Below are 25,781 nucleotides of genomic sequence, written 5' to 3' on the forward strand. Positions count from 1 at the left end.
AACACAATATGCAGACTAGCTTGACGAGCTTTCAATAATTACTTGTGCTACCGCATATTCTTTACTGTGAGAAATCGAGACATGAAGCCTTCCAGCAACACCTGCCACTAGTATCGGCTTCCTATTTTCATTATGTAAAATTTCAACATCATGCCAACTATATTTCTTTGAAATTCCAGTTCCCATTGCTTTGACAAAGGCTTCCTTCGCTGCAAAACGACCAGCAATATATTCAACCTGTCTACCTTTAGATAAAGCATGAAAAACATTCAATTCATTTACAGTTAAAATTTTTTCAACAAACCGAGGTTGTCTTGCGATTGTTTTTTCTATACGAGATAGTTCAACAATATCAATACCAATTCCTTCTATCATAACTTCTTTCCTTCCTCTCATATAAATATAAAGATTGTTTCTAATGAGCAACCGCACTACTATCTCTTAATGCTTCTATAGGGTTGATTTCATCCTAGAAAGTGACAAACCGTACGTGGCCATTGCTACTACTTTGGATTACGCTTATATTAAACCAATCACATTCTTGCTATCTAACATCTTACTTATGTTAAAATAGATAGGAAAAATGTACGAAAGGTGGCTAGCTATGTTTATTCGTAATGAAAACTTCTATACTTTTCGTCGGAACTACCCTGTAGTTACAACTCTTGTAGCCATTCATCTTATTATATTTCTTTGGATGAACATCTTACCCGGTTTAGGGGGCAACTGGATTTATCAAAACGGCGTAGGCTTCAACCCTGCTGTAGCCCAAGGGGAGTACTGGCGCTTATTGACTCCCGTATTTATGCATGTTGGAATTGGGCATGTTTTATTTAATTCATTCTCTCTTGTTCTTTTCGGTCCGGCTCTTGAAAGAATGATAGGGTCTGTGAAGTTTACGATTGTCTATTTATTATCTGGTATTATTGCCAATATTGCCACCTACTATTTAGGGGGGCTAACTTATCCACCACACCTAGGAGCATCAGGAGCAATCTTTGGTCTATTCGGAGTGTATCTCTATATGGTTCTTAATAAAAAAGAATTAATTGATCAAGGAAACTCACAAGTTGTTATGACTATTATGGTCATCGGTTTAGTTATGACCTTCGTAAATACAAACATTAACATATTTGCTCATCTATTTGGATTACTTGGCGGTGCTGCTCTTGCACCTATTTTCTTAATGAAGGCAAAGCCATATTCATATTACAGTCACGTTCACGACCCAGATGAAGTAACCTTTAATCCAAATCGTTGGAAAAGAAGAAGACGGATGAACCCTCAGACAACCCAAAAAATTATCTGGATTGGATTCGGGATTCTTGTTGCTGTCGGTTTAATCGTGAGATTTTTATAAATACGCAAAAAAGCTTTACCTTTAGAGATGTAAGGTAAAGCTTTTTTCTGTTCCTATCATCCTTGGCTACCTTCTTCATTCTTCTTAAGAAAGAACTTTTGCCTAATCCCTCGAACGACAATACCATACTTCGGAGAGAACAAGAATGCTAGAACAAATAAGATCGATGCGACAAGTACAATTGATGCACCTGTTGCTACATCGTAAATGAAGGAGTAATACACACCTACAATCGCAGAAATGACTCCAAAGACAGCTGAAAGAACAATCATCGTTGAAAGACGATTTGTTAATAGATACGCTGTTGAACCCGGGGTGATTAACATTGCCACAACTAAGATAATCCCAACTGATTTTAACGAAGCTACTGTTACTAATGCCAAAACAAACATTAGCAAATAGTGAATTAGTTTTGTTGGTAAGCCTATTGCCTGTGCCATAATTGGATCAAATGTACTAACTAATAATTGCTTATAGAATAGAGCAATTAATATTAGTACAAGTACACCAATGCCAATCGTTAACTGTAAATCAGCAGTTGAGACAGCTAATACGTTACCGAATAAAATATGCCATAGATCGACCCCAGTCCCTCTATTAAAGGTAATGAGGATAATACCTAGAGCAAATGCAGCTGTAAACATAATTCCAATCGATGAATCATGCTTTATTCGACTGTTTTGCGACACATAACCAATCGCTAAAGCAGTAATAATACCGGTAAACACCGCACCAATAAAATAACTCGTTCCAATCATATAAGCGATTACGACACCTGGAAGAACGGCGTGAGAAATTGCATCCCCCATAAGAGCCATTCCCCTTAAAATTATAAAACATCCGACAACGCCACAGATAATACCTACAAGAATACCTGCTAACATAGCATTTTGTAGATATTGATATCGACCAAGGGCGTCTAAGAAGAATGAAATGTTTTCCATTAGCCACCCACCACCATTGTTTCACCATCATTAGAGACAAATGTCACTTTTCCCTTATAGGCTTTTTCAAGGTTTTTCATATGAAAAACCTCATCAGTTTTTCCATAATCAATAAGCTCTTTGTTTATAATAATGAGACTATCAAAGTAATCCTTCACTTTATTTAAATCATGGTGTACAACAAGTAACGTTTTCCCTTGCTTTTTTAAGTCTTTTAATATGTTAATAATGATTTTTTCAGAGGTCATATCAATACCCGCAAATGGTTCATCTAAGAAGAATAAATCTGACTCTTGTGCTAGCGCTCTTGCTAAAAACACGCGCTGTTGCTGTCCTCCTGATAATTCACCTATTTGCCTTTTACTAAAGTCGAGCATTCCTACTTTCTCTAAACAATTACGTGCGATTTCACGGTCGTTGTTTCCAGGGCGTCTCCACCAAGATAAATGTGGGTACCTTCCCATAACAACAACGTCCTCTACCAAAACAGGAAAATCCATATCTATGTTACTACGCTGTGGTACATATGAAATTCTCTTTCTAGATTTTTTTATAGAATTACTAAAGATTTTCATTTCTCCACTTTTAGTAGGAATAATCCCCATAACTGACTTTATAAATGTCGATTTCCCTGCACCGTTTGGTCCAATAATTCCTATTAATTCTTGATTAGGTAATGATAAGGAGCTAATATCAAGTGCTTTTTCATCATAATAGTAAACTGCTAAATTGTTAATCTCCACACTATGATTTGTCATTTCTTTCTCCTTTCTCAAGAAGTGCAATAAAGGTGCCTATCAGGCACCTTTATATATCATATGCTTATCGGGCTAATCCTGCAACAAACACTTCTACATTACGCTTTGTCATTTCAATATACGTCTCAGCACCACTTCCCGCAGCACCTACCGCATCCGTATAGACTTCCCCTGCAATTGGAATTCCTGCTTCATTTGCTACAGTCTCCATATAGCGTTTGTCTACAGTTGACTCTACAAATACCGCATGAACGTTACGTTCTTCTACTAACTCTACAATACGTGATATTTGTTGAGGTGTACCCTCTTCACTTGAATTAATTTCCCATACACCTTCTGTTTCAAAACCATAGCTTTCTCCAAAGTACTTAAATGCATTTTCTGTTACAACAATGACACGTTGCTCTTCTGGAATTTGTTGTACTTGCTCTTCAATCCAAGCATCTAGTTCTTCTAATTCCGCAATATATGCATCTGCATTTTCACGGTATGTTGCTTCACCATCAGGATCTCTTTCTATTAGGTCACTTACAATGTTTTCTACATAGATTATTACATTCTTAGGACTTAACCAAGCATGAGGATCGTTCTCATCATCACCAACTAGCGGGATTGGTGTCACTCCATCAGAAACAGTTACGATATCGGTGTCTGAAACATTTGATACGACTCTCTCTAACCATTCCTCCAAATCTAAACCATTTACATAGAATACATCTGCGTCACTTAGCTTTTTAAAGTCACTAGGAATCGGCTCATATTCATGTGGTTCTTCTCCAATTGGTACTATATACTCAACTGTTCCACGGTCACCAACTACTTGTGAAATGATATCCCCTAAAACTGAAAAACTCGTAGTAATCTCTAGACCTTCATTACTTACCTCAGTAACCACTTCTTCATTGTTTGTGTTTGCATCTTCGTTAGTTGTTCCTTCATTTGATGTTTCCTCAGAACCGCACGCAGCCATTAGAAATCCTAAAACTGCCACTACACTAATCATTGTTAACATTCTTTTCAACATGTAATTTCTCCTCCATTCATTTAATTAAATAAAATAAGTAGATTCATTGACTGTTACCTCAATAATACCTCCTTATTTGTCCACTACTAATTCTTTTGCACTTAGGCAACTTTTAGGGCAAAAAAATAACTCTTTACTATTTATTCGTCTTTAATAAAAATTGTGCCTACTCATTCTTTAAAACTGCTAATTTTTTAAACTACTGGTAATAGTTTCTCTTGTAAAAATATTTTTAGACGAGCTAACTTTATTGCCCTTGTGCAACTTCTATTCTTTCATAGATAGTTTCATTTGTCTAGATATTTTTCAATTAAAAAATCGACAAAAATTCACAGAAAAAAGAGGCGTAGATATTACAATATCTTATCACCTCTTTTACAATTATTCATTTTCAAAACATGCATTTTGATTATTGCATGTAAAACAATTAGATAGCATACTACTACGTAATTCGCTCTCCCTTGGTGTATACGTATAGCGGATACCATTTTCTAACGAGATTACTTCAATTCTCTCTGGCACCTCTCCAAAAGCCAACTTTGAGAAATATGTAATAGTACTCCAATAGGAATCAAGCATGTCCTCTTTTACTTGAACTAAGTATTTCTTAACAACATAAGAATTTGGAGACCATGAAGCCACATCAATTGTTAAATTAAAAATACGATTAAGCTTCTTATGACAGGCAGTCACTTTCTCGAATAGAAACAAGGGTGGTGTAGACTCGCATTCTTGCATTAAAAACTGAATTAAGTGATCAATCACTTTGGCGACCGTTGTATAGTAATGTCCCACTGAATTAAACGAACCTTTATCAACATTACCCCAATAATGATTAAATAACTGTAACACTTTCAAAGAAGTACGTTCATGAACATTTAACATGAAAAAATCTGACACTACTTTATTAATAGCTTGTTGTGTAGTTAGAAGCCAGTTATATTGGTTGTCTTCATGATCTAGCTGATTATGATAATAGAAACGGTAAGGACAGGTAATGTAACTGCTAATTGACTCATAATGCAATGCATTTTCTGATAACTCCTGAAGTGAATTTAACAACTTCCGTCCTCCTTTCCTAACAATTCATGTTGTATTTACTACAGTTATTTCTAGAAGCACATTGATGCTGTTCACACTTTCCTATTGCCTGATAGATTGAACACCATGAACGCTTAGCGTAACAAATAGGAATCTCTTGTTCACTCGCTTTCTTTTTTAATACTGTCGATAAATTATGATTAATGTAATCCGTTAATACTAAAATTAAATCAATATGATTCGGAATTTCCTTCTTAACTTGCTGTACCTTTCTACCATTGATATGTATAATTTCCCGAAAACCGATCCCCTCTAATTTACTTGGGATTTTCCCTAAGTGATCCGCTCCAACAATAAGTAATGATGACATAACTCTTCCTCCTCGTATAAATCATCTCCCTAAAGTTGAAAATGATTATCATTTATAATTACATTTTAATTGATACTAATTATCAATGTCAATGATTCATTTTAAAATTTTCAATATTTCTTTGTCTAAAATAAGAAAAATCCCCACTATGAACGGAGGCCACTGAAAAACTTCCGTTTTTTGAGACGAAAGAATGAGAAATAAAAAAGAGACGAAATTATATCCATTAAATGGGTGTATTCGTCTCTTTTTTATTTTATGTAGAGCTAAATTTTTCATTTAGTTAACCTATTAACTTCAAAATCCTTTTCAAATTAACTGTAAATATCGACATAGCTCCTTGTAGTTCCATGCCAATAAGACCCGAAGATGATGCTACATCATACCCGTGTCGGTGTTTTAATTCACTGTTTTTTGCTTCAATTTTATATCTTTCTTTTGATTTTTCTTTAAAATAATCGCTTTCTTGAAAGGCTATTTGTTCTTTGTGTATATTCGATTTAATGCTCACAGAATAAGTCTTACTTTTAGCTCCATCTTTATAACATCCTTCTTTTATAGGACATACCTTACATTTTTCTACATTAAAGTAATATGTGTGTGTTTGATTTGTGGCTACACCTTTTTTTCCAGTTCGTGCTTTCCTAATAGCCATATGTCCAGCCTTACAAACATACATACTAGCATCTTTATTAAACTCAAATTCGTCTTCTTTTTTTCGGTTACCTTGTGTGACAACAGGGTTGAGTTTAGCTATTAACTTCATTTCGTTTGTTTTTGTATATTCAATATTCCCTTTTTCTGAATAGGCGGCATCACCAATCACAGTATCAACTTCCATACCAGCTTCCATACTTTTTTCAATTAAGGTTTCTAATTGCTTTCCGTCATTCTTTTCTCCAGTTGTAACAACAGCCGCAGTAATAATTCTTTCTTCGCTTAAGGCTATGTGTGTTTTGTAACCAAAGAATGAGGAGTCCACTGTTTTATGTCCTGTTTTTGCGTCTTCATCTTTGGATAATTGTAGATGTTCAATATCATCAGCCACAGTTTCTTTAAGCAGGTTTAATTTTTCTTTTACTTTGGGGAATTCACAAATAACCTCTTCTTTTTCAATGACTTTAATCAGCTTTTCACAGTATTCAATTTGATCTTCTAATACATCTGATGTTGTCTTGGTTGGAAATTTACTTTTCATTGTTTCATCTACTTGATAAATCGTCTTTCTTAGGTTTTTAGACCGATCAACCAGCACTTCTTTGGCTGATTTTTGATTGTAACGAGACTGGGTATGGGTAGCATCTACAATAATAGATTTGCTTTTTATAATTTCTTTTTCGATTGCGATCTCAACCGTTTTATTGATTAGCATGTCTAATAAATTTACATCCTTTAATCGCAGTTTTCGAAACTTCGTTAAGGAACTTGGCTCAATAACTGGATCTTCTGGCGCCATATCTAAAAAATATTTGAATGACATATCATATTTTGAGCGTTCGACAATATCAACATCGGATACGTTGTGGATACATTTTAATAATAAGTATTTGAACATGCGAATAGGATGGATCGCATTACGCCCATTATCAAGGCAATATTTATCTACTAATTCTTCATATACAAAAGAAAAATCGACTAAGTCATTTATTTTTCTCAAAACATTATCTTTCGGTACGACTATGTCATAAATCGCCATATAAGGACTTAAATTTACTTGTTGATGTTGAATCAATGTATCCACCCACTCGAATTTGATAATTTAATTATACAGTAAAAAAGATATAGCACTCTCAAATTTTGAGGTACTATATCTTTTTTTTATAATATAGAGACTTTTTCAGTGGCCTCCTATGAACGTAGGGACCTAATTAGTCATACTGCTAATACTTTTCTATTGTTTCTTTTAACACTTGCTTCTTAAGTGGTTTACTTACATAACCGTTAAATCCTAGAGATAGACATTGTTGCTTATCTGATTCAAGGGCATGTGCGGTACAGGCAATAATCGGTGTCTGCTCCCTACCTTCTTCTTTCTCCATTTCACGTATTTTTAATAGACTTTCAAACCCATCCATTATTGGCATTTGGATGTCCATGAACACAAGATCATATTTATTTTTCTTTACTAATTCAAAGGCTTCTAAACCATTTTCTGCGGTCGTTAATTGTATAGCTTCCTTTTTTAGAAACGCTTTTATTAGTGTAAGATTATCGACTGAATCATCAACAATGAGAACTTTCTTTTCTGAAATGTTAGCAGCTGCAGTTTCATTAAGAAGAAAAGATGTTTCGGTAACCTGCGTCTCTGTTGTTTTAGTACTCTCTGCAAGTCTTACTGGAATTGTAAAAGTAAAACAGCTACCTTTTCCTACCTCACTTTGTACAAATATGTCACCTTCCATTAACTTAACAAGTTCCTTTGAAATCGTTAAACCTAAACCTGTCCCACCATATTCTCGACTATTTGATGTATCGACCTGTTTAAAGGAATCAAAAATGTTTTCCAATTGGTCCTCAGGAATACCGACGCCTGTATCGATTACTGAGAAATGTAGAATAGTTCCGTTAACAGATACGTTAATATCAATGGATCCTTCATGTGTAAACTTGACAGCATTACCAATTAAGTTAATTAACACTTGGATTAAACGATTTTGATCTCCTACTATTTTTTTAGGAACATCGTTATCAATATGATGTGTAATGGTTACGTCTTTATTTTTAACAGTCAGTTTAAACATATCGACAGTTTCTTCAATTAGCTTATAAAGATCTAAAGGCTCTGTTAAGACCTTCGTTTCATTAGCTTCCATTTTGGAAAAGTCTAAGACATCATTTATTAACTTTAGTAAATGTTCTCCATTTCTCCTTAACATATGCAAGTATTTTTTCTCATCACTAGATTGGGGTAAATCAGATAATAACTCCTCCACTCCTAGTATCGCATTCATCGGTGTTCGAATTTCATGGCTCATACGTGCTAAAAATTGACTTTTTGCTTGATTAGCTTGTTCCGCCTCTTCTTTTGCATGCTTTAATTCAATTTCTGTTCTATTTCTTGAAACTAAAATAAAGTAAACATTACGCGTAATGAAAAAAGCAGTTACTAAACAAAAAATACTCATAATAGTTACAAAGACGATACGAAGTAAATTCAAGCGACTTGACACTTCGGAAATATTACTCTTTAAAGTTTCAATAGAGTTAGTAGAATCATAGAAAATAATATTACTTATTTCATTTGCTCGTGTTAGAAGTGCATTTAAATTCCCTCTTTCCATTGAAACTTGATAAACTGATCGTATTTCTTCGGGACAACAAAGTGATAATTCTATTGTGTTTAAATACTCTTCAAATGACCTAGTAATATCAAATATTAATGGTACTAGTTCTACTATCTCAAGAGCGTATTTTTGTTCATTATTAGAGTTGTATTCAATTTCTGCTACAAAAGAATTTCTTTCACGATAAACAAGGGGGCGACGTTCGCGGTACGTCCCACCATTTTGTAATATATCTAACGCTTCATCTATAAGTGACAGCTCTTCGTATTATAAGGTTAGCCAGATAAGAAAATATTTCTGGTTGACCTTATTTTATATGGTCTTATTATAACAGTAGCCAGGGTAGAACGTAACTGCTCGTGGGGCATTGACCCCGTCTGCTAAACAGTTCGCCCCCTACTTGTAGAAACATGATTGAGGCTGGTTGGGACCTAGATCTCGTATAACAAGCGAAGCTGTGATACTGCATGGAGGATTAGGGGTTACTGGCAAATCAATAGTTTAGGAGGGAGATTAAAAATGAATCCAGTCATAGGTCTGGATGTTTCAAAGGGAGAAAGTCAGGTTCAAGCATTTCTTGATAAGGGGAATCCATTTCGTAAGAGTTTTAAAATAAGTCATACCTTGGAGGGGCTTGCTTCTCTTAGAGAATTTCTTGAGGAAGTGAAAGAACAATCGGGTGTAAAACCACCAATTATTTTAGAGTCAACAGGGCATTATCAAACACCAGTGGTTCATTACTTAGAGGAACGTGGGTACTTGTTGATTATCATTAACCCACTGATTTCCTATAAGGCGAAAAGTTCGAGTTTAAGGAAGGTTAAGACCGATGCGGTTGATGCTTATCACCTCTGCGAGCTCTTTTACAAAGAAGAGTTAGAACCCTATAAAAAGCGTGGAGTTCAACTCTTAAACCTTCGTAATCTAACAAGACAACATGAAAATATTACAGGTACACTGATTCAAACTAAATTACAATTCCAAGCCATCCTTGACCAAGTATTCCCTGAGTATAGAGGGGTTTTTGGCGATTTATATTCAGTGGTGTCGCTCTTAACTTTATTAGAGTTCCCATCTTCTGAAGATATTCTAAACGTGAATGAAGAGATACTAACTGAAAAGATAAGTGAGCTTTGTAAGAGTCGTTCAATAAGATGGGCAAACGAAAAAGCGAATGAACTTATAGCTGCGGCTAAACGTAATCCATTCGAAAAGACTGTTTACCAAAGCCATATTTTAAGCCTTGGAATGTTCATCAATATTATTCTTCAATATAAAGAGCACCTATCAAAGTTAGAGTCAGAGATAGATGCCCTTGCCAAAGAAATTGAAGAATATAATATTATCAAATCTATCCCTGGTATCGGAGAAAAGATCGCGGCAACGATTATCTCTGAAATTGGTGAGATAGACCGATTTGATAATCCCAAGAAACTTGTAGCTTTCGCTGGTGTTGATCCTAGTGTATTCGAGTCTGGTAAGTTTACAGCTACCAGAAACCGAATTACGAAGCGAGGGTCAAGTAGGCTTCGACATGCCTTATATATGGCAGTCCGCTGTGCCATACGTGATTGTCGCAAAAAGAAGACGAGTGATGAAATCATTCCTCGTAATAAGAAATTACGTGCGTTTTATGATAAAAAGCGTGAGGAAGGAAAACCTTTTAAAGTAGCTGTTATTGCTTGTGTTAATAAGCTCTTACACTGGATTTACGCCCTATTAAATAGCAAGAGTGCTTTCCAAGATATAGCCTAAACTCTATATATAACTAAATAGAACAAAACCTTCCAATAAAATAATATAGGAAGGTTATTTGGTATGTCTATTTTTAGTATAGCATGTGGTTTTTAAGATTTTTATAGAAAAATATTGACAAACTATTAGCTGGTTTAGTAATACTATTTCGAACAACTCGAATATCTCTAACATCCTCTGCTGTACTAACCTTTTCCAGCCCTAATTGCAATTGTAGAATTTTTTCTTGAATAATTCGTCCTAATGTCATTCTCGCCTGTTCATTATACAAAGTATCTTCATATGCCTTTGAATATTTCTTTTCCCAATATATATTTGTTCCGATTAATAGAACTAACGAGAATATAAATGTTAACGTCAATATCATGACATAACGTAGGATAGGTTCTTTTAAAAGAGTTTTCATGAGTATCTCCTACTAGCTTTCTATTGTATTTGTTAAGCCTAACCCGTGTTTCTCTAAAATTTCCTGTCCTTCTTTTGAGTGGCTGAAATCAATAAACTTCTTGGCTAGTTCAGGATATTCTGTGAATGAAAGGCGAGTCATGATTAGTCTATTAGGACTTACTACGTCATGACTAATTGGCAAAACTGTCACATCATCATGAGAGTCATATGTATAGACAGAAGCATACCAATTTAAAACAACATCAGCTTCTTTTTTAACTAGTGTTTCGTTTAAATCCTTGCTATCTGGTGTAAGTCTTCTTGTATTATCTATTACTTCCTCAAAAATCCCGTACTCTTCAAGTATTACTTGGGTTTCCTGACCTATTGATGCACTTTCAGGGTTACCAAGAATTACATAATACTCTGGATTTGCTAGCACACGTAAATCGTTTGATATGTTCTTTGGGTTCCCTTTTTGGACCATTAGCGTTGCTATGTTATACCCTACATGCTGCTCATAATCGACTAAACCTAGTTCCCTCATTCTCGGAAGAAAATTCTCATTACCTGAAAAAAAGATATCTCCGTATTGATTATGCTCAATACTCTTCGCTAACGTCCCTGAGCCACCTTTGCTAATCATAATCGTACAGTCTTCCTGTTCACAAAACGTGTCAGCAAGTTCAGTTACAGCAGGTGCCATAATAATCCCTGTATAAAGTAATAGCTCCGGCTTTTTCTGTTCTTTGGACAAACAACCGGTTAAAGAAATTACTAGAAACATGAATAATATCAGTCGTGAAATATTTATTATCATATGTGCTCATCCTAATTAAATATAGTTTAAAATATTCATAATTTGCAATTACCTATATTTTAACAAATTATTCCTTAACAAAAGGTGACATTTTTCTTACTTTTCATTTTCTCCCTTTTTTACTTTTTAAAGATGAACCTGTCACCATGATAAAACCACCTCTAGAAATCTCCAAAGGTGGTTAAACAATCAATTAATATTTCTTTAGTAAATACCGTAACGGGATAATTGATACAAGAACAATTAGTAGTGCTGATGGTGCTGCTAAGTGATAGATGGCTTCTGATGCTTCAAAGTATACCCGAACAGCTAATGTATCAAAACCTGGCGGTCGTAACATAAGAGTCGCCGGTAACTCCTTAATGGAACTAACGAATACCAGTGCTCCACCAGCTAAAACACCAGGGAGAATCGTTGGTAAGATAACTTTAAACATGACCTTCCAAGGTGGGTATCCTAAGCTACGTGCTGCTTCATCTATACGTGGTGATACAAGGCTTAATGATGCCTCCCCTGCTTGCATTGCCTGTGGTAGGAACCTGACAACAAAGGCTAACGCAACCATGTAGAATGTATTATATAGAGCAGGGATATGGTTATTAAAAATAAAGACAAACCCTAAAGCAACGATTACCCCTGGTAGAGCATATCCTGCATAGCTTAATCTATCGATACTACTTGAAATCACTGAAGGGTATCTAGATTTCAGATAAATTATTGGCATTGCTAATATCATACATAACAATGCTGCAAACCCTGATACTTTTAAGCTATTCCATGCAAATCCGAAGAAGCGATCATCTAGTGCACCCATTCCGATACCGATAATGGACCAATAGATAAGAACAGCGATTGGAATTACCACTGATAAGATTAAGACTGCTATGACAAAGAACATCGCTAAAGGCTTCCATTTTCCTAGAGAAAGAATATCTGGTGCTCTATATGTATTAGATGTTTGATAATACTTATTCTTCTTTCTTGTACGTGCCTCAATCCATAATATAGCAACAGTCAATACAATTAAAACTAAGCTTAATACAGAAGCAGATGCAGTATCAAACCCTGCCCTTTGGAAGTAAATTGCTGCAGTGAAAGTAACATAACGTAGCATCGCAATTGCACCGAAGTCAGATAGAACATACAGTGAAATAAGGATAGCCCCCGCACCAATAGCTGGCCTTAAAAACGGTAAGTTTACCTTCCAAAAGATTTGTGATGTTGTCATCCCTTGGGAACGGGCCACTTCTTCAAAATTTCGATTCATCTTACGTAGGGATGCACTAGCAATCAAAAATACATAAGGATACGTAAACATCGTTAATACGAAGAAAACACCCCAAAATGAATAAATATTAAGTGGATAATTACCAAAGGTATCAACAAGCCATGGGATTTCTCGCCATACATCTCGAGCCCAACCACTCGGACCAAAAGCAATAATATAAGTTACCGCACCTACGTACGGTGGAATTACTAACGGAAGTGCTAATACCCATTGCCACATTTTTCTTCCCGGTAAATCTGTTCTTACAACAATCCAGGCCAGTGATACACCTAACGCTACTGCACAAGCCGTTACTGCAAAAGTTAGAGAGAAGGTGTTCCAAAGAAGTTGAGGAATTCTTCCATCTAGTAAACGCATCCATCTGTCGACTCCCGCAAAAAGAGAACGCCATACAACATAAATAATTGGAATCGACATAACTAGTGCTACTACAAGTCCAAATAATAGTAATACTGGACCTGGAGGATTCCCACTCCAAATGTCAAACCATTTTCTCCTAAAGAAACGGAGAATGGTTGGGGAGCTATTCTCCCCAACCTTGGCATTTTGATCGCTATTTAATTTATCATTATTTTTGCTATCATTATTCATGATGCCCTCTCCTAAATTACAAATTACCGTTCTATTATCTTAATTCAAGGTCTAAACCAGATACTTCAACAAGTTCTTTTGTCCCCTCAAAGAAGTTTCCAAGTTCTTTGATTGGCATTTCTTGAACCTTTAAGTCAGTAAAATTCACAACATGCGGTTCTACCTCAGGTGGGTAAACAGCACCGTATTCTGCATTAATTAATTGCTCTAATGATTCACCAACAAACGCTACTTGGTTCTCAGGTAATAACACCCACTCAAGGAATGCTAATGCGTTTGTTTCGTTTGGTGCACCATTAACAAGACCTACGCCAGCAGCGTTAGCAATTACACCCATTTGACCTTCTTCTTGGTCAAGGTAGATGAAACCAACGTTGTTATCACTTGGCTCTAATAGCTGTTGGTGGAAGTAATAGTTATTCACTAAACCGAACGCATGTTCACCAGCACCTACTGCACGACGGATATCACCATGTCCTTGATAAATACCAGCTGCATTATCTTTAATTGCAGTAATCCACTCGGCAGTTTTTTCATCGCCCCACTCATAGCGTAGTGCTGAAACGTTTCCTAACATACCACCGTTACCACCACGAGTTATAGCATATCCATTTTCTACTTCTGCCCATTTTGCATCAAATAAATCTTCAATGCTCTTTGGCATTTCTTCTTCAGTAATCATATCTTTGTTATAGATAAATCCACGTGAACGCGCTGAAATTGCGAAGTATGCATTATCATCTGCACGGAATTCTGAAGGAATTGAATCAATACCTTCTGGGTTAGTTCCTGTTAATAATCCCTCATTGTGTAAATAACCAAGTGCTCCAAGGTCATTTGAAATATAAATATCAGCTTGTACGTTTCCTGCTTCTTCTTGAATCTGAAGAGGATCTGCTCCGTGAAGAGCTACTACTTCAACACCAGTTTCCTCTTGGAATTTATCAAGAAGTGGTTGTACGAAATTTTCGTTACGTGCTGAGTATACTACAAGTTTACCATCTAATTCTACTACTTCTTCTTCTCCCGCGTCTTGCGTTTCCTCTGTTTCTGATTCTGCTTCATCTGGTTGCTCTTCTGTAGTCGCATCATTTGATTGACCGCAAGCTGCTGCAATCAATAAAGTAAATGAAATTAGACCAAACAACATAAATTTTAATGCTTTACTCATCGTGTGTTTCCCCCTAATTTATTAAAAATAATAATATCATATCAGTTAAAAAGAATGAAACTCATTCTCATCAACTTCACATTTCGAAGTATACTAGTATTGATAATCATTGTCAACAAAGTTTTTAAAATTCTTTTCAGAAATTTACAGAAATCGTTTTTTTCTATTCGAATTACATAGCCAGTCAATTATCGTTAGTCATAACATAGAAAAAAACACATAAAAAGCCAGCCCTCTTAGATATAGGACTGACTTGTATAGATAATTTGTTAATCAACTAATGCTACTAGCTCTGGCTTAATATCAAATGAAACAACCGAGCCAATTTCAATGTCTCGCTCTATAGGAGCGTATACGACCATAGGTTCCGCAGGTAGACCTTCTGAATTAAGTAGCACCTCTACCTCTTGATACTCTCCACTATAAGTAACACGTTGCACGGACCCAGCATAACGACCTTTTTCAACTAGTTGACAACCCTCTGGTCGGATTGAAATTTTAACATCTTCAAGTGTCTTCTCTGTTTGCTCAGGTAGGCAGACTTTACCTATATGTGTATCTACATGCTTTAAATCTGGACAAAGTTTTCCAGTAAGTAAATTTGTTTTGCCAACAAATTGTGCAACAAAACAGTTCGTTGGACAACGGTACATTACTCTAGGTGCTGCTATTTGCTGTATTACCCCTTGATTCATGACAACAACACGATCAGAAACAGCAAAGGCATCCTTCTGATCATGTGTAACGATAATCGCAGTTGTATTTGCACGTCGAAGAATTGTCGTTACATCATAACGCATTTTCTCTCTTAACCCAGCATCTAAATTACTAAATGGTTCATCCATCAATACAACATGCGGCTTTGGAGCTAATGCTCTTGCAAGGGCAACACGCTGTTGTTGACCACCAGACAACTCACTTGGAAAACGTTTTCCAAACTCCGCCAATCCAACAAGCTCAAGCACCTCTTCTGCACGTTGTTTCTTTGCTTTCGTTGACCATTTATTTAAACCGAACATTACATTTTTCTCAATCGTTAGGTGGGGAAACAAGGCATAATCTTGAAACACCATACCAATCCCTCGCTTTTCAGGAGGAACTGAACGACGGTCGTCATATACAATTTGCTCACCAATTCGAATTGAACCACTTGTTGGCTGTTCAAATCCTGCTAACATACGCAATGTTGTAGTTTTCCCGCAACCACTTGGACCAAGAAGAGTAATGATTTCCCCTTGCTCAATATCTAAATTAATATTATCAACTGCTGGTTGCAATGTATTATGAAATAATTTCGTTATATTAGATAAATGTATAAAACTCATAACAGACCTCCAAGGAATTTAATTTCCTTACACCAATCATGTGAGAATGATTTTCATTATGAGTAATTGTATCACAAGCGGCCCATTTCTTCAATATTTTTAATAGAAAGGATTTGAGTTTTCTGACATTTTACTTATCTACCAATTTTCTTCTTATGGTGATATCCTCTCTGACCCGTACTTTGAATTTCCACATCAACATCAATATCTATTATAGATTCTCTCCAACCTTCTTCATTCCAGTTAAGAGTGTCGAAGAATTCTGGAGTCATTGCCCAGACACGATGTCCTAGAAGCCATGGTTCTACGTTAATTTCTTTCATCTCTTCAATCGTATCTTGTAAATCTCTTTCAATTTTTTCGTTCAATTCTCTTTCAACTTTTTTGATAAAATTGGTTGAATCTCTTTGCTCGATATTTGTTATTTCCTCAATTGCCCCTGATCCACTTATTTCTATCTTATATTTTATTGGTTTAGTTTTTTCGTAACTAACTTTGCTGATAAGATCTATCCTACCTACTGAAACTGTTACCTTGTCACCTTGTTCCTCTATTACAATAGAATGATTCTTCCCTATAATTTCATCTTCCCGGAGCAACACATTAATAGAGGCCTTATCTTTTTTTAATTTAGCTACTAAATCATAGTCTTTAAAAATCGCCGCCCCCTCAATCGTAACCGTTTCACTTTCTAACCTTGCTAACGGTAATGAGGCGGCTCCTGAAATCATATTACTATTACGTAAAAACTCCAAAAGCATTATCTCATCAGCACGACCTATTCGTTGGCCAGCTCTAAAGAAACGATCTAAATAAAGAGCTGGTAGTCGGACTAAAGGTGACTCTGTTTTAATAAACTCTCCTGATTCTACACCTTCAATAATGACTACATAGAGTTGATTAGCCATTGCTGAATTTCTATCTAATAAATCTAAAACCTCTTTTAAATGATTGTTGGCAATGGCTTCTGAAACGGCAATAGCTTTTAAATGTCCGAAAAACAATACTGTTGGTGTCCGAGATTCTAGTTCAGTAATTGCTTCCCATAAACTATCTGCCTCACTAGAGAATGTTTCAAAGTCACGGCCAGATGGACCAACACCTGTACCACCGTCTCTTCCATGACCTAATACCGGCAATTGAATAGTCACTTTATACAAATTCTCTTCTCCTATATCAATTGCCATCCCTAAAATCATCGAACGTTGGTCAAGCTCTCTTGAATCAGGAACACAGCTTGAAAGAAATACTACTAGGATGCTAAGAAAAAGCAATACTCCTTTATGCTTCATAACTCTTATCACCACTCTTCTTTTTTAGCAATAAAAATATGAGCAAACTAATTGGGACGACGAGAGAAAAAACGATCGTATTAAAATTGTGAATTTTTACACTCCTATCTACATAAGTAGGCAACATCATAACCAAGAAGAACACGATGATATGTGTACCTATGTTTCCTAAATGACGATTCAACTTCGGAATCGTCTTATGATATATATAGGTTAAAAACCAAACATGAATCGTGTAGATTTTATAAAAGCCATATAACCAGAAACTTAAAAAGAATAAATCAAGACGCTCAAACATCGCTGACTCACTTTTAAATGATTGAATTAAAGCAATAAAAGGTGAAACTAAGTTTATCGTTTCTTCAAAACCAAAAGTTCCAATTGTTACTATGCTCAGTGATACATAGGTAATGACAACAAAAGTAAGACCAAAGCTCATTGATGTAAGAAGTCCTTGACGCTGTTTAACGTAAGCTACTAGGCCAAATAGTGGTAAAATCCCTCCGTACCTTGCCATATCTGATACTGCTCCCTTTAACATTACAGTTAAGTCTACAGAAACAATTGGAGGAATATATATCCACCTAAAAAAATCACTAAAACCTAGGAAAATAATGACTGTTAGAATTAAAAACTCAAAAACAAACGTTAAAACTACAAAACGACCGATCGTCTCTATACCGTAATAAACCCCAATCGCTGATACAACCATAAATGTACCAATGTATAACCACATCGGAGTATTGGGTAATAAGTATGTTTCTACTATTAGACCCATCCCGTTTACAAGGACCCCACCAGCATAATACAAGCTAATGACAAGATATATCGAGATAAACCAGTATACCCATCTCCATACACTACTTTTTAAAATACCAAAAAAGTCGTGGCTGTTATACTTTTTCATAAATGCACTTAATAATATAAACAGCAAAAAATATGGAAGCGCGGCAATAGGAAGTTTCAGCCATGAGCTTCGAACTTCTTCTCCAGATACAAATGGGAGAAAGCCCAGACCCATACTCATAGTTGTAGAAACAGTAAAAGCAAAAATGGTAAACCCTCTAATCCCTTTGTTCGAACTTTTCATTTTCGGCCTTCACCTACCCCCGAATTCTTCTTCTTAATCCGAACAATCATATTAATAAATTCCCTGAAGTTAAAGGGGGCCATTGGCGATAGAAACGGCTTATTCATGGAAGTTAATGCACACAGATGCATTGCTAGTACGCAAATCGCTAATGTTAGCCCATACATACCTAATAGGCTAGCAGCTAATAAAAACAGATATCGGATAACCCTCCATGATGAAGCAAGTTCCCATGATGGAGAAGTGAAAGCGGCTATTGCTGTAAAGGCTATAACAATAACCATCGTGCTACTTATAATCCCTGCTTCTACCGCTGATTGTCCAATAACTAACCCACCAACTATACCAATTGTAGGCCCAATGAAACTCGGCAGACGAATACTTGCTTCGACAAGAACATCAAGAGCAAACATCATTATAAATGCCTCAATTGCAGCAGGGAACGGAATATTGTTTCGAGACTCAGCCATTGTTAATGCCAGAGTGGTTGGAACCATCTCTGGATGAAAGGCCACTAATGCCACGTATAAAGCTGGAAACGTTGTTGCAATTATTAAACTAGATATTCGTAGCATTCTAATAAAGAAAACATGCCATGGAGAACCTTCATCGTTATCATCACTTCGTTCATAGAAAGACCACATAGTAGCCGGCAAAATCAAACTAAAGGTAGAATTGTTAATCGCGATGACAATTTTCCCTTGAGATAAAGCATAAGCAACTTGGTCGGGACGCTCTGATTTTTGAAACTGCGGAAACAATGAGTTTGGATGTTCAATTAGCGACCGTTCAAGTGCATAAGAGCTTATCAAAAAGTCGTTTTCATACTGCGGTATTTTCTTTAGTACTTCCTCAAGAACCTCATTGTCTACATACTCTTCTAAGTACATAACAGCCACCGCTGTATGTGTTAATGAACCGACATGGAACTGCTTCACCTTTAATCTAGGATCCACTATAATCCTACGAACAAGACCTACATTTGTACGACTGTCTTCAATAAAGCCTATTTTCGGTCCATAAACCTGTTGCTCCGTAGTCGGTTCAGATAATGACCTCTTTTCTAATTTTTCTAATGACAAAACAACCGGTTTCTGATCAGATATTTGACAAATAACATGGCCTTGTAGGCAAAGTTGGATTAAGTCAGGCCAGGAATCTACGGTTATATAGTTGACCTCATAGTTCAAAGAGCCTACATGTGTTAACTTTTCATGTGGATTTTTCTCTCCATGGTTTACAATTGGTCGAATGACAGCCTCTTCCATCCTGTCTGCATCAATTAGACCTGCAACATAGTAGAAAAATACCTTTTGACCTGATGGTAACTCCATTGAACGAACACTAAAATCATCACTGTTATCAAACACGCGTTCTAATATCACCTTTAATTCTTCTACAGAATTGGGCAGTATATTAAGCTCAGTAATCCCTATCTTGTATCTAAGAAAATCATTATAATCGTGCTTCGTAAAAGTACTTGTTTGGGCTTTCCTCTTCTTCATTAGCCTTCGTAACATTGTCTTCACGCCTTACTTCTAAAGTACTATTTGGTAACTTTAGTATGTAAAGTAATAAACAGGACTATTCTAAAATAAACTATTTTTTTCTTGTAAAGCACATAAAAAAAGCCATCCAATTGGACGGCTTTCATGTAAAAAATATATTTGTATATTTATTAACGACTCTTTACAAGTAGATTAACAGCTTCTTTAATTGTTTCCTCAGTATTTTCGCCACTCTCTATTTGTTTACGAATACATGTTTCTAGATTTGTACTAACGACAACCCCTATTGCTCGGTCTAATGCATTACGAATAGCTGCCATTTGACCAACAATATCCTGACAATCTTTTTCTTCTTCCATCATTTTCAATACACCACGAACCTGACCTTCTACACGCTTTAATCTATTTTTCACTTTATCATCATACTGCATATTCATTGAAATGCCTCCAGTCAAGTCTTTTATATCTTATTATACACTAAACCTACTTGTTTAGCATTGGTTTAAAGACTGCTTTTTCTAAATAAAGATAGTTGAATAATGTTTCATTAAAGTGTCTCCAAACTGCACTCTTTTTATACTCATACCGGTATAGTTAATATAGAAAGGAAAATCTCCTTTTTGCATTTACAATCTTGGTCATGAATAATCCAAGCGTTGCATAAGGATAAAACAAGCTATCATGAAATGAGGGTACACTGTAATGCTAAAAGCGATACACGCTCTATTCATCGGGTCTTTCATTATTAGTATTGGCATTAATAACTTCTTCCTCCCCTATCATATCTTAGACGGAGGAATTATTGGATTAGCCCTGCTCCTCCATTACCAATGGGGGTTCGGAGTTGGGTTGACCATCATTATAACGAGTATTCCAATTTACTTTTTCGCTTGGAAACGATATCGCTATTTCTTTTATAACAGCATAGCAGGCCTAGTTGTTTCAGCTCTTTTTATTGACATATTTGCTTTTATTAAATTAGATTTCTTACAATTTGGTCCACTCTCCTCTGCCATTATAGGTGGACTCCTATTAGGAATTGGTGTTGGGATTATGTTCAGAGTGGACATTAGTACAGGGGGATTAGACCTCTTTGCTCAGATGCTTGCTGATTCTTTTCGTGTAAATATAGGAATTATGGTATTCCTCGTTGATCTGCTAGTCGTTGCATCAGGCATTTTTGTCGTTACTCCAACAGAAATACTACTTTCTACAATTGCTGTAACAGCCACTGGATTTGCAACAATGCTTATGACCCTCGATAACTTTTCAACAGCATCTGGACATAACTTTACATAATTTCGACAAATCATTCCCCAGGAAAACATTATTCTATTTCCTAAGGAATAATTTGACGAATAAAAGAACAAGGCAGTCTATAGGAAATGACCTATGGCTGCCTTGTCCCCTCTATTTAATTATTTACTCCATTTACTTTAATCGAAGTATCAATAGGTTCATCCATATGATATGAACCAATAACGTTCAAATCTAGTCCTTCAAACATTACAGTCCTAATCCCATATGAATTTGCTGTAAGCAATATAGCATCTATCATTATCTGTCCATCAATCTGGTCTAAAGGATAATGTGAAGTTAAATTAATCGTTACTACGTCATCCTCACCTGCAACTTCTACAATATCAATGTAAGCAGGAATCGACGGTGCATACCCTAGTGAATAGTCACCATCCTTCATAAGTTCCAACGTCTCTTCAATAGAACCTACTTCACTTGTACCTCTCGCACGAGGTACTAGAAAGGGCATTCCATTATCGGAGTAATAGACATAGTACCCCCGCGGCTTACGATTGAGCTCTATCACTGAAATCTCCCCATAATTTCCAAGTTGAACCCCTGGTTGACCGTCCGTTGTAAATTCTGCCTTCCTATACCCGAGAGGCGCAAATGTTTCCTCAATTCCCTGTGTAAACATCTCGATATCTGCTGTACCTGTAGGAACGGCATCACTCCGTATGTCAACAATAATGGTCAATTCTTCGTCTGCTGATTGACTATAGGTAGCACCCATGAGAGGAGATGGATTTAACCCATAAATTTCTCCTGTGAATTCAGTAAGTAATAATTCAATTTCAGCAACTTCATCTAGTGAAGACTCTCTAATTACCGTTACTGGAACTACAAGTCGAGCATCTCGGTCTGTTAATACAAAGGGTATCCCTTGAGTTCCTTTTAACAGCTCACTTTCTCTGACAGCCCCTACATAAGTAGTTTCGTTCATGACGGCAGTAGTATTCTCATGATCTTCATCTGCCATTGTTATTGCAACATCTTGAGATCGATACTCCATAACTTCTGCTATATCTTCTGCCGGTAAGGCTTCCTCGCTATTTTGAATCATGGAAGGAAGGATGATAATAAGGAGAAGGATAGCAGCTGCACTTGCCAAGGTTGGCACCATCCAGCTCTTATTTCTTTTACGCTGTTCGCCTTCATCTATTCTTTTCTTAATATTTTGTAAGATAACTTCTTTAGATCGTTCATCTTTTAAAGTTGGCATTTGCTTTAATAATGCTTCTACCTTTTCTTCTTCCCTGTTATGTTGATTTAGTTTCACAGCTGTCCCTCCTTTACTTCTGGCAATCTTGGTTGTTGTAGTATGTCTTTCAAGGATTTTATCGCACGATGTTGAGTTGTCTTTACTTTACTCTCTGACCATCCGAGGATTTCAGCTGTTTCATAGATAGATAGAGCTTCAATATACCTAAGAACGATGACTTGTTGTTGGTCAACCGTACATTTCTGAAGCCCTTTATATATTTGTCGTATTTCGTCCCGTTTCGTTACAATTTCTTCTGGAAGTGGGGCATCATCCCTAATGTCTATTTCGTCAATCGAACCAACTAACCCAAACCATTTACGCTTTTTTCGATTTTGTTTTCGAATATAATCTATCGTTACGTGTCTTGCCACTGAATATATCCACGTCTTTTCACTACTTTTCCCTTCAAAATTTTCAAACGATTGCAGTACCTTTATATATACTTCTTGTACGAGCTCTTCTGCAGTTTCACGATGCCGTACCATATAGAAAATAAATTGAAATAACGATTGATGATATGTTTCAAACAATCGTTCAAACGCGTCCTCCAAAAGAACACCCCCTTGTGATAAAAAATGAATAACTCAAAAAAAGCTCAAAAAGAATGTACTTTTTGAGCATTAGGCCTTGAGCTTTACGAGATTAGGTGCGGACCTATATACCAATATAAAAATCCATATATCAATCCAAATACTAAAATTAAGATAAACAAAGCTCTGTTAGACAGCTTCTTTTTCAAGATATTCACCTTCCCTAGCTTAACTATCTTTCATTATACCACGCTAGAAGAATTTTTCTCATGTTCTACGAGAAAACTTTTCAACAGTTAGGTGTAAATGCCTTGTTTTGGGTAAAATATAAATGGATAATAAAAGTAGGACTCTAATCGTGAGGTGAAAAAGATGAAATTACTTGTTGTTGCTATATTATCTACTCTATTTTTTATTAGTGTATACTTTCACTACTATATTGACTTCACTCAGCTTACATTACTGAAGCAAGGAGAGAAAATAGAGTCAAAGACAACCACTAAAGAAGTGGAATTTGAAACCTACGAAGTCACAGCATACACAGCCGGAGCCGAAAGTACGGGTAAAACTCCAGCTCACCCAGCTTATGGTATTACCGCCTCTGGTACAACTGTTGCAGAAAATCGTACAATTGCATGCCCTCCCGAGATTGAATTTGGTACAAAAGTATTTATCCCTCACTTTAACGAGACATTCATATGTGAAGATCGAGGAGGTCTAATTAAAGGGAAAACACTAGATATTTATATGGAAGATGTGGAGGACGCGCTTCAATTTGGAAGAAGACAATTAGAAGTAAAAATTATTAATGAATAATAAAGAGAACTGAACAAGCCTTCAGTCATTCTAAATTATTATTTACTTGCCTTTTTGTACTTCCTTTCAACTTACCTGTTTGATACTCGACAACCCATCGATGAACTAAACCGACACTAAGTACATACCTTCTAGCTATTAAAGACTTATTTCCTGATTCCATTGCCTCTTTCACAATCTTTACTTTAAAATCCCTTGTATACCTTGATCTCTTTGTTCGCTCATCCCTCATCCCTCTACTCCTCAGCTCCTTAGTTTCATATAACTATATCACTTTTGTAAACGCTTACATATTGTTAATTATGAAAAAACAACCTTATTGTACAAAGGTCATTTTTTTAAAAACATCTTTTATGTTTCAACTATAGCCTAAAAAAGTTAATATGACTGAATTTTAAAAAAATATAGACAATTTGTCAAGTGTTTCTATATTTCAATTGTATTAAATAGTAGTCCAACCCAAGTTACATGTATCCTTACGTTTGTAAAGCGGTTTACTACTGTTTTCTTACACTATTAATGTATGTAAGAAAATATACCGCCTTTACAAAATTTCTACTTTCACCTTTAGAATACGCCTTTCCTCTGCTCCTGTTATCGTAATTTTCAAGTGTTCATATTCAAAAACTTCATTGACTGAAGGAACCTCTTGAAATTCTTCTACTAACCAGCCACCTACTGTGTGACTAGAGCTCTTAGGTAACTCCATGTCAATCACAGCTGAAAAATCATCTAATGGATAATCCCCGTTAAACTCATAAACATTTGGAGAAAGCTCGGACATTTCTTTTATCTTTTCATCATGTTCATCCCATATTTCCCCTACTAACTCTTCTAGAATATCTTCAAGAGTGATAATACCTGATGTTCCTCCAAACTCATCAATGACAACTGCCATATGTACTCTATTCTTTTGTAGCATTGGTAAAAGTGTTGCAATTCCAAGCGTTTCAATTACATACAATGGCTTTCTCATCAACTGAGCTATATCTACATCTTTATGTTTTATCAAATGAAAAAGAAAATCTCGTTCAGATAATACACCTATAATATTATCAACGGTTCCTTTATAGACAGGAACTCTGGAATACCGTTCTTTCATAAGGATCGGAGTTATTTCATCGACCGGCATATCGATATCGATCGCAATAACTTCTGTTCGCGGTGTTAGGATTTCAACTACTTTGATATCATTAAATTCAAGTGTGTTATGCAACAGCTCTTTTTCATGGAAGTCAATAACACCTTCTTCTTGACTAATACTAACCATCTCTTTTAATTCTTGCTCAGTAATAGATGGTGTAAATTCCTTCCTCGATATTTTATTCGTCATGAATTGCTTTAGCTTCACAAGTAGCCAAGTAACCGGTCGCAGTACCTTCATTAATAAAATTAAAATACTTGCTATTTTTAATGCAAAAGGTTCAGCATTTTCCTTTGCAAATGACTTTGGCAATACTTCTCCAAAAATAAGGATAAGTACTGTCATGACAACCGTACTTACAAGTAGGCCTGTACCAGTATTCCCTCCAAATAACGTCGTTGCAATTTGCGCAGATATCGTTGCAGCTGCTATATTTACAAGGTTGTTCCCAATTAAAATCGTAGAAAGAGCATAATCAAAGTTATCTGTTATATAATAAGCCTTCTTTCCACCTGTACGACCCTCATCTGCATAGTTTTTTAACCTTATTTTATTTGCACTAGAGTAGGCCGTTTCTGCTGAGGAAAAAAAAGCAGATAGAAATAGTAATACGCCTAATAATATTAGTAAGTTAAGTGGTATATCCAGCAATATAAACCGCTCCCAATGTTGATAAAATTGATTACTACATATTGTGCCCAAAAACTAATCTAAGATTAA

General features: G+C 35.9%; 25 protein-coding genes. 4 read left to right on the forward strand and 21 right to left on the reverse strand.

Annotation, left to right across the window (positions count from 1 at the left end; all coding sequences use genetic code 11):
• Positions 1-15: 15 nt before the first annotated feature.
• Positions 16-375 carry a holo-ACP synthase gene (acpS, locus tag CD003_RS15715; RefSeq protein WP_096202000.1) on the reverse strand — a complete coding sequence of 120 codons (360 nt, stop codon included), beginning with the start codon at positions 373-375 and terminating at the stop codon, positions 16-18.
• A gap of 229 nt (positions 376-604) precedes the next feature.
• Between acpS and CD003_RS15720 the strand changes: the two genes are divergently transcribed.
• A complete protein-coding gene (locus tag CD003_RS15720; RefSeq protein ID WP_096202002.1) occupies positions 605-1,360 on the forward strand; it encodes a rhomboid family intramembrane serine protease in 756 nt (251 codons plus the stop codon).
• A 56-nt stretch (positions 1,361-1,416) separates the two neighbouring features.
• Here CD003_RS15720 and CD003_RS15725 read toward each other — a convergent pair whose 3' ends face one another.
• From CD003_RS15725 to CD003_RS15755, 7 genes are all read right to left on the reverse strand, one after another.
• Positions 1,417-2,304, reverse strand: coding sequence for a metal ABC transporter permease (locus CD003_RS15725; RefSeq protein ID WP_096202003.1), 888 nt, complete (start codon positions 2,302-2,304; stop codon positions 1,417-1,419).
• Positions 2,304-3,062 (reverse strand): metal ABC transporter ATP-binding protein, encoded by a 759-nt coding sequence (locus tag CD003_RS15730; protein WP_096202004.1) that lies wholly within the window; start codon positions 3,060-3,062, stop codon positions 2,304-2,306. Before CD003_RS15730 ends, CD003_RS15725 begins: the two co-directional genes overlap by 1 nt.
• A 64-nt stretch (positions 3,063-3,126) precedes the next feature.
• On the reverse strand, positions 3,127-4,086 hold the full coding sequence (locus CD003_RS15735) for a metal ABC transporter substrate-binding protein (RefSeq protein WP_096202005.1): 960 nt from the start codon (positions 4,084-4,086) through the stop codon (positions 3,127-3,129).
• 381 nt (positions 4,087-4,467) lie between these two features.
• A complete protein-coding gene (locus tag CD003_RS15740) occupies positions 4,468-5,148 on the reverse strand; it encodes a hypothetical protein (protein ID WP_096202007.1) in 681 nt (226 codons plus the stop codon).
• 16 nt (positions 5,149-5,164) lie between these two features.
• Positions 5,165-5,497 carry a DUF2325 domain-containing protein gene (locus CD003_RS15745; protein WP_096202008.1) on the reverse strand — a complete coding sequence of 111 codons (333 nt, stop codon included), beginning with the start codon at positions 5,495-5,497 and terminating at the stop codon, positions 5,165-5,167.
• A gap of 283 nt (positions 5,498-5,780) precedes the next feature.
• The gene (locus tag CD003_RS15750) at positions 5,781-7,229 is read right to left on the reverse strand and encodes an IS1182 family transposase (protein ID WP_142302866.1); all 1,449 of its coding nucleotides are present in this window, start codon (positions 7,227-7,229) and stop codon (positions 5,781-5,783) included.
• Positions 7,230-7,377: 148 nt separating this feature from the next.
• Positions 7,378-8,655 (reverse strand): ATP-binding protein, encoded by a 1,278-nt coding sequence (locus CD003_RS15755; protein WP_179295571.1) that lies wholly within the window; start codon positions 8,653-8,655, stop codon positions 7,378-7,380.
• 645 nt (positions 8,656-9,300) lie between these two features.
• On the opposite strand from CD003_RS15755, the gene CD003_RS15760 reads away from it, so the two are divergent.
• The gene (locus tag CD003_RS15760; RefSeq protein WP_096202010.1) at positions 9,301-10,536 is read left to right on the forward strand and encodes an IS110 family transposase; all 1,236 of its coding nucleotides are present in this window, start codon (positions 9,301-9,303) and stop codon (positions 10,534-10,536) included.
• A gap of 73 nt (positions 10,537-10,609) precedes the next feature.
• Here CD003_RS15760 and CD003_RS15765 read toward each other — a convergent pair whose 3' ends face one another.
• From CD003_RS15765 to CD003_RS15805, 9 genes are all read right to left on the reverse strand, one after another.
• The gene (locus CD003_RS15765) at positions 10,610-10,942 is read right to left on the reverse strand and encodes a hypothetical protein (RefSeq protein ID WP_096202011.1); all 333 of its coding nucleotides are present in this window, start codon (positions 10,940-10,942) and stop codon (positions 10,610-10,612) included.
• Between the two features lie 12 nt (positions 10,943-10,954).
• Positions 10,955-11,743 (reverse strand): molybdate ABC transporter substrate-binding protein, encoded by a 789-nt coding sequence (gene modA, locus CD003_RS15770; RefSeq protein ID WP_096202012.1) that lies wholly within the window; start codon positions 11,741-11,743, stop codon positions 10,955-10,957.
• 193 nt (positions 11,744-11,936) lie between these two features.
• Complete coding sequence (locus CD003_RS15775; RefSeq protein WP_096202013.1) at positions 11,937-13,622, reverse strand: ABC transporter permease; 1,686 nt, start codon at positions 13,620-13,622, stop codon at positions 11,937-11,939.
• Positions 13,623-13,656: 34 nt separating this feature from the next.
• Complete coding sequence (locus CD003_RS15780; RefSeq protein ID WP_096202014.1) at positions 13,657-14,793, reverse strand: extracellular solute-binding protein; 1,137 nt, start codon at positions 14,791-14,793, stop codon at positions 13,657-13,659.
• Positions 14,794-15,062: 269 nt separating this feature from the next.
• Positions 15,063-16,118, reverse strand: a complete 1,056-nt coding sequence (locus tag CD003_RS15785; RefSeq protein WP_096202016.1) for an ABC transporter ATP-binding protein — start codon at positions 16,116-16,118, stop codon at positions 15,063-15,065.
• A gap of 134 nt (positions 16,119-16,252) precedes the next feature.
• Positions 16,253-17,410 (reverse strand): Ger(x)C family spore germination protein, encoded by a 1,158-nt coding sequence (locus tag CD003_RS15790; protein ID WP_096202017.1) that lies wholly within the window; start codon positions 17,408-17,410, stop codon positions 16,253-16,255.
• A complete protein-coding gene (locus CD003_RS15795; RefSeq protein ID WP_096202019.1) occupies positions 17,400-18,500 on the reverse strand; it encodes a GerAB/ArcD/ProY family transporter in 1,101 nt (366 codons plus the stop codon). The genes CD003_RS15790 and CD003_RS15795 overlap by 11 nt, the downstream gene beginning before the upstream one ends.
• Positions 18,497-20,020: a spore germination protein gene (locus tag CD003_RS15800; RefSeq protein WP_142302879.1), complete on the reverse strand. Its 1,524-nt coding sequence runs from the start codon at positions 20,018-20,020 to the stop codon at positions 18,497-18,499. Before CD003_RS15800 ends, CD003_RS15795 begins: the two co-directional genes overlap by 4 nt.
• A 158-nt stretch (positions 20,021-20,178) precedes the next feature.
• On the reverse strand, positions 20,179-20,439 hold the full coding sequence (locus tag CD003_RS15805) for a metal-sensitive transcriptional regulator (RefSeq protein ID WP_096202369.1): 261 nt from the start codon (positions 20,437-20,439) through the stop codon (positions 20,179-20,181).
• Positions 20,440-20,710: 271 nt separating this feature from the next.
• On the opposite strand from CD003_RS15805, the gene CD003_RS15810 reads away from it, so the two are divergent.
• Positions 20,711-21,307 (forward strand): YitT family protein, encoded by a 597-nt coding sequence (locus CD003_RS15810; protein WP_096202021.1) that lies wholly within the window; start codon positions 20,711-20,713, stop codon positions 21,305-21,307.
• Between the two features lie 115 nt (positions 21,308-21,422).
• Here CD003_RS15810 and CD003_RS15815 read toward each other — a convergent pair whose 3' ends face one another.
• Complete coding sequence (locus CD003_RS15815; protein WP_096202022.1) at positions 21,423-22,586, reverse strand: GerMN domain-containing protein; 1,164 nt, start codon at positions 22,584-22,586, stop codon at positions 21,423-21,425.
• The gene (sigX, locus tag CD003_RS15820; RefSeq protein WP_096202024.1) at positions 22,583-23,122 is read right to left on the reverse strand and encodes an RNA polymerase sigma factor SigX; all 540 of its coding nucleotides are present in this window, start codon (positions 23,120-23,122) and stop codon (positions 22,583-22,585) included. Before sigX ends, CD003_RS15815 begins: the two co-directional genes overlap by 4 nt.
• Positions 23,123-23,473: 351 nt before the next feature.
• On the opposite strand from sigX, the gene CD003_RS15825 reads away from it, so the two are divergent.
• Positions 23,474-23,917: a 3D domain-containing protein gene (locus tag CD003_RS15825; protein ID WP_096202025.1), complete on the forward strand. Its 444-nt coding sequence runs from the start codon at positions 23,474-23,476 to the stop codon at positions 23,915-23,917.
• 25 nt (positions 23,918-23,942) lie between these two features.
• Here the strand turns inward: CD003_RS15825 and CD003_RS15830 are convergent, their stop codons facing one another.
• Both CD003_RS15830 and CD003_RS15835 read right to left on the reverse strand, forming a co-directional pair.
• Positions 23,943-24,149 carry a helix-turn-helix domain-containing protein gene (locus tag CD003_RS15830; protein ID WP_096202027.1) on the reverse strand — a complete coding sequence of 69 codons (207 nt, stop codon included), beginning with the start codon at positions 24,147-24,149 and terminating at the stop codon, positions 23,943-23,945.
• Positions 24,150-24,461: 312 nt separating this feature from the next.
• Positions 24,462-25,712, reverse strand: coding sequence for a hemolysin family protein (locus CD003_RS15835; protein WP_096202028.1), 1,251 nt, complete (start codon positions 25,710-25,712; stop codon positions 24,462-24,464).
• Positions 25,713-25,781: the final 69 nt, after the last annotated feature.

This window comes from Bacillus sp. FJAT-45350 (assembly GCF_002335805.1).
In the GTDB taxonomy this organism is placed as follows: Bacteria; Bacillota; Bacilli; order Bacillales; family NISU01; genus FJAT-45350.

Bases quoted from the DNA above. Each gene is read 5' to 3' on its own strand.
- acpS (WP_096202000.1), bottom strand. From the start codon at position 375: ATGATAGAAGGAATTGGTATTGATATTGTTGAACTATCTCGTATAGAA.
- CD003_RS15720 (WP_096202002.1), top strand. From the start codon at position 605: ATGTTTATTCGTAATGAAAACTTCTATACTTTTCGTCGGAACTACCCT.
- CD003_RS15725 (WP_096202003.1), bottom strand. From the start codon at position 2,304: ATGGAAAACATTTCATTCTTCTTAGACGCCCTTGGTCGATATCAATAT.
- CD003_RS15730 (WP_096202004.1), bottom strand. From the start codon at position 3,062: ATGACAAATCATAGTGTGGAGATTAACAATTTAGCAGTTTACTATTAT.
- CD003_RS15735 (WP_096202005.1), bottom strand. From the start codon at position 4,086: ATGTTGAAAAGAATGTTAACAATGATTAGTGTAGTGGCAGTTTTAGGA.
- CD003_RS15745 (WP_096202008.1), bottom strand. From the start codon at position 5,497: ATGTCATCATTACTTATTGTTGGAGCGGATCACTTAGGGAAAATCCCA.
- CD003_RS15760 (WP_096202010.1), top strand. From the start codon at position 9,301: ATGAATCCAGTCATAGGTCTGGATGTTTCAAAGGGAGAAAGTCAGGTT.
- CD003_RS15765 (WP_096202011.1), bottom strand. From the start codon at position 10,942: ATGAAAACTCTTTTAAAAGAACCTATCCTACGTTATGTCATGATATTG.
- modA (WP_096202012.1), bottom strand. From the start codon at position 11,743: ATGATAATAAATATTTCACGACTGATATTATTCATGTTTCTAGTAATT.
- CD003_RS15775 (WP_096202013.1), bottom strand. From the start codon at position 13,622: ATGAATAATGATAGCAAAAATAATGATAAATTAAATAGCGATCAAAAT.
- CD003_RS15780 (WP_096202014.1), bottom strand. From the start codon at position 14,793: ATGAGTAAAGCATTAAAATTTATGTTGTTTGGTCTAATTTCATTTACT.
- CD003_RS15785 (WP_096202016.1), bottom strand. From the start codon at position 16,118: ATGAGTTTTATACATTTATCTAATATAACGAAATTATTTCATAATACA.
- CD003_RS15790 (WP_096202017.1), bottom strand. From the start codon at position 17,410: ATGAAGCATAAAGGAGTATTGCTTTTTCTTAGCATCCTAGTAGTATTT.
- CD003_RS15795 (WP_096202019.1), bottom strand. From the start codon at position 18,500: ATGAAAAGTTCGAACAAAGGGATTAGAGGGTTTACCATTTTTGCTTTT.
- CD003_RS15800 (WP_142302879.1), bottom strand. From the start codon at position 20,020: ATGTTACGAAGGCTAATGAAGAAGAGGAAAGCCCAAACAAGTACTTTT.
- CD003_RS15805 (WP_096202369.1), bottom strand. From the start codon at position 20,439: ATGCAGTATGATGATAAAGTGAAAAATAGATTAAAGCGTGTAGAAGGT.
- CD003_RS15810 (WP_096202021.1), top strand. From the start codon at position 20,711: ATGCTAAAAGCGATACACGCTCTATTCATCGGGTCTTTCATTATTAGT.
- CD003_RS15825 (WP_096202025.1), top strand. From the start codon at position 23,474: ATGAAATTACTTGTTGTTGCTATATTATCTACTCTATTTTTTATTAGT.
- CD003_RS15830 (WP_096202027.1), bottom strand. From the start codon at position 24,149: ATGAGGGATGAGCGAACAAAGAGATCAAGGTATACAAGGGATTTTAAA.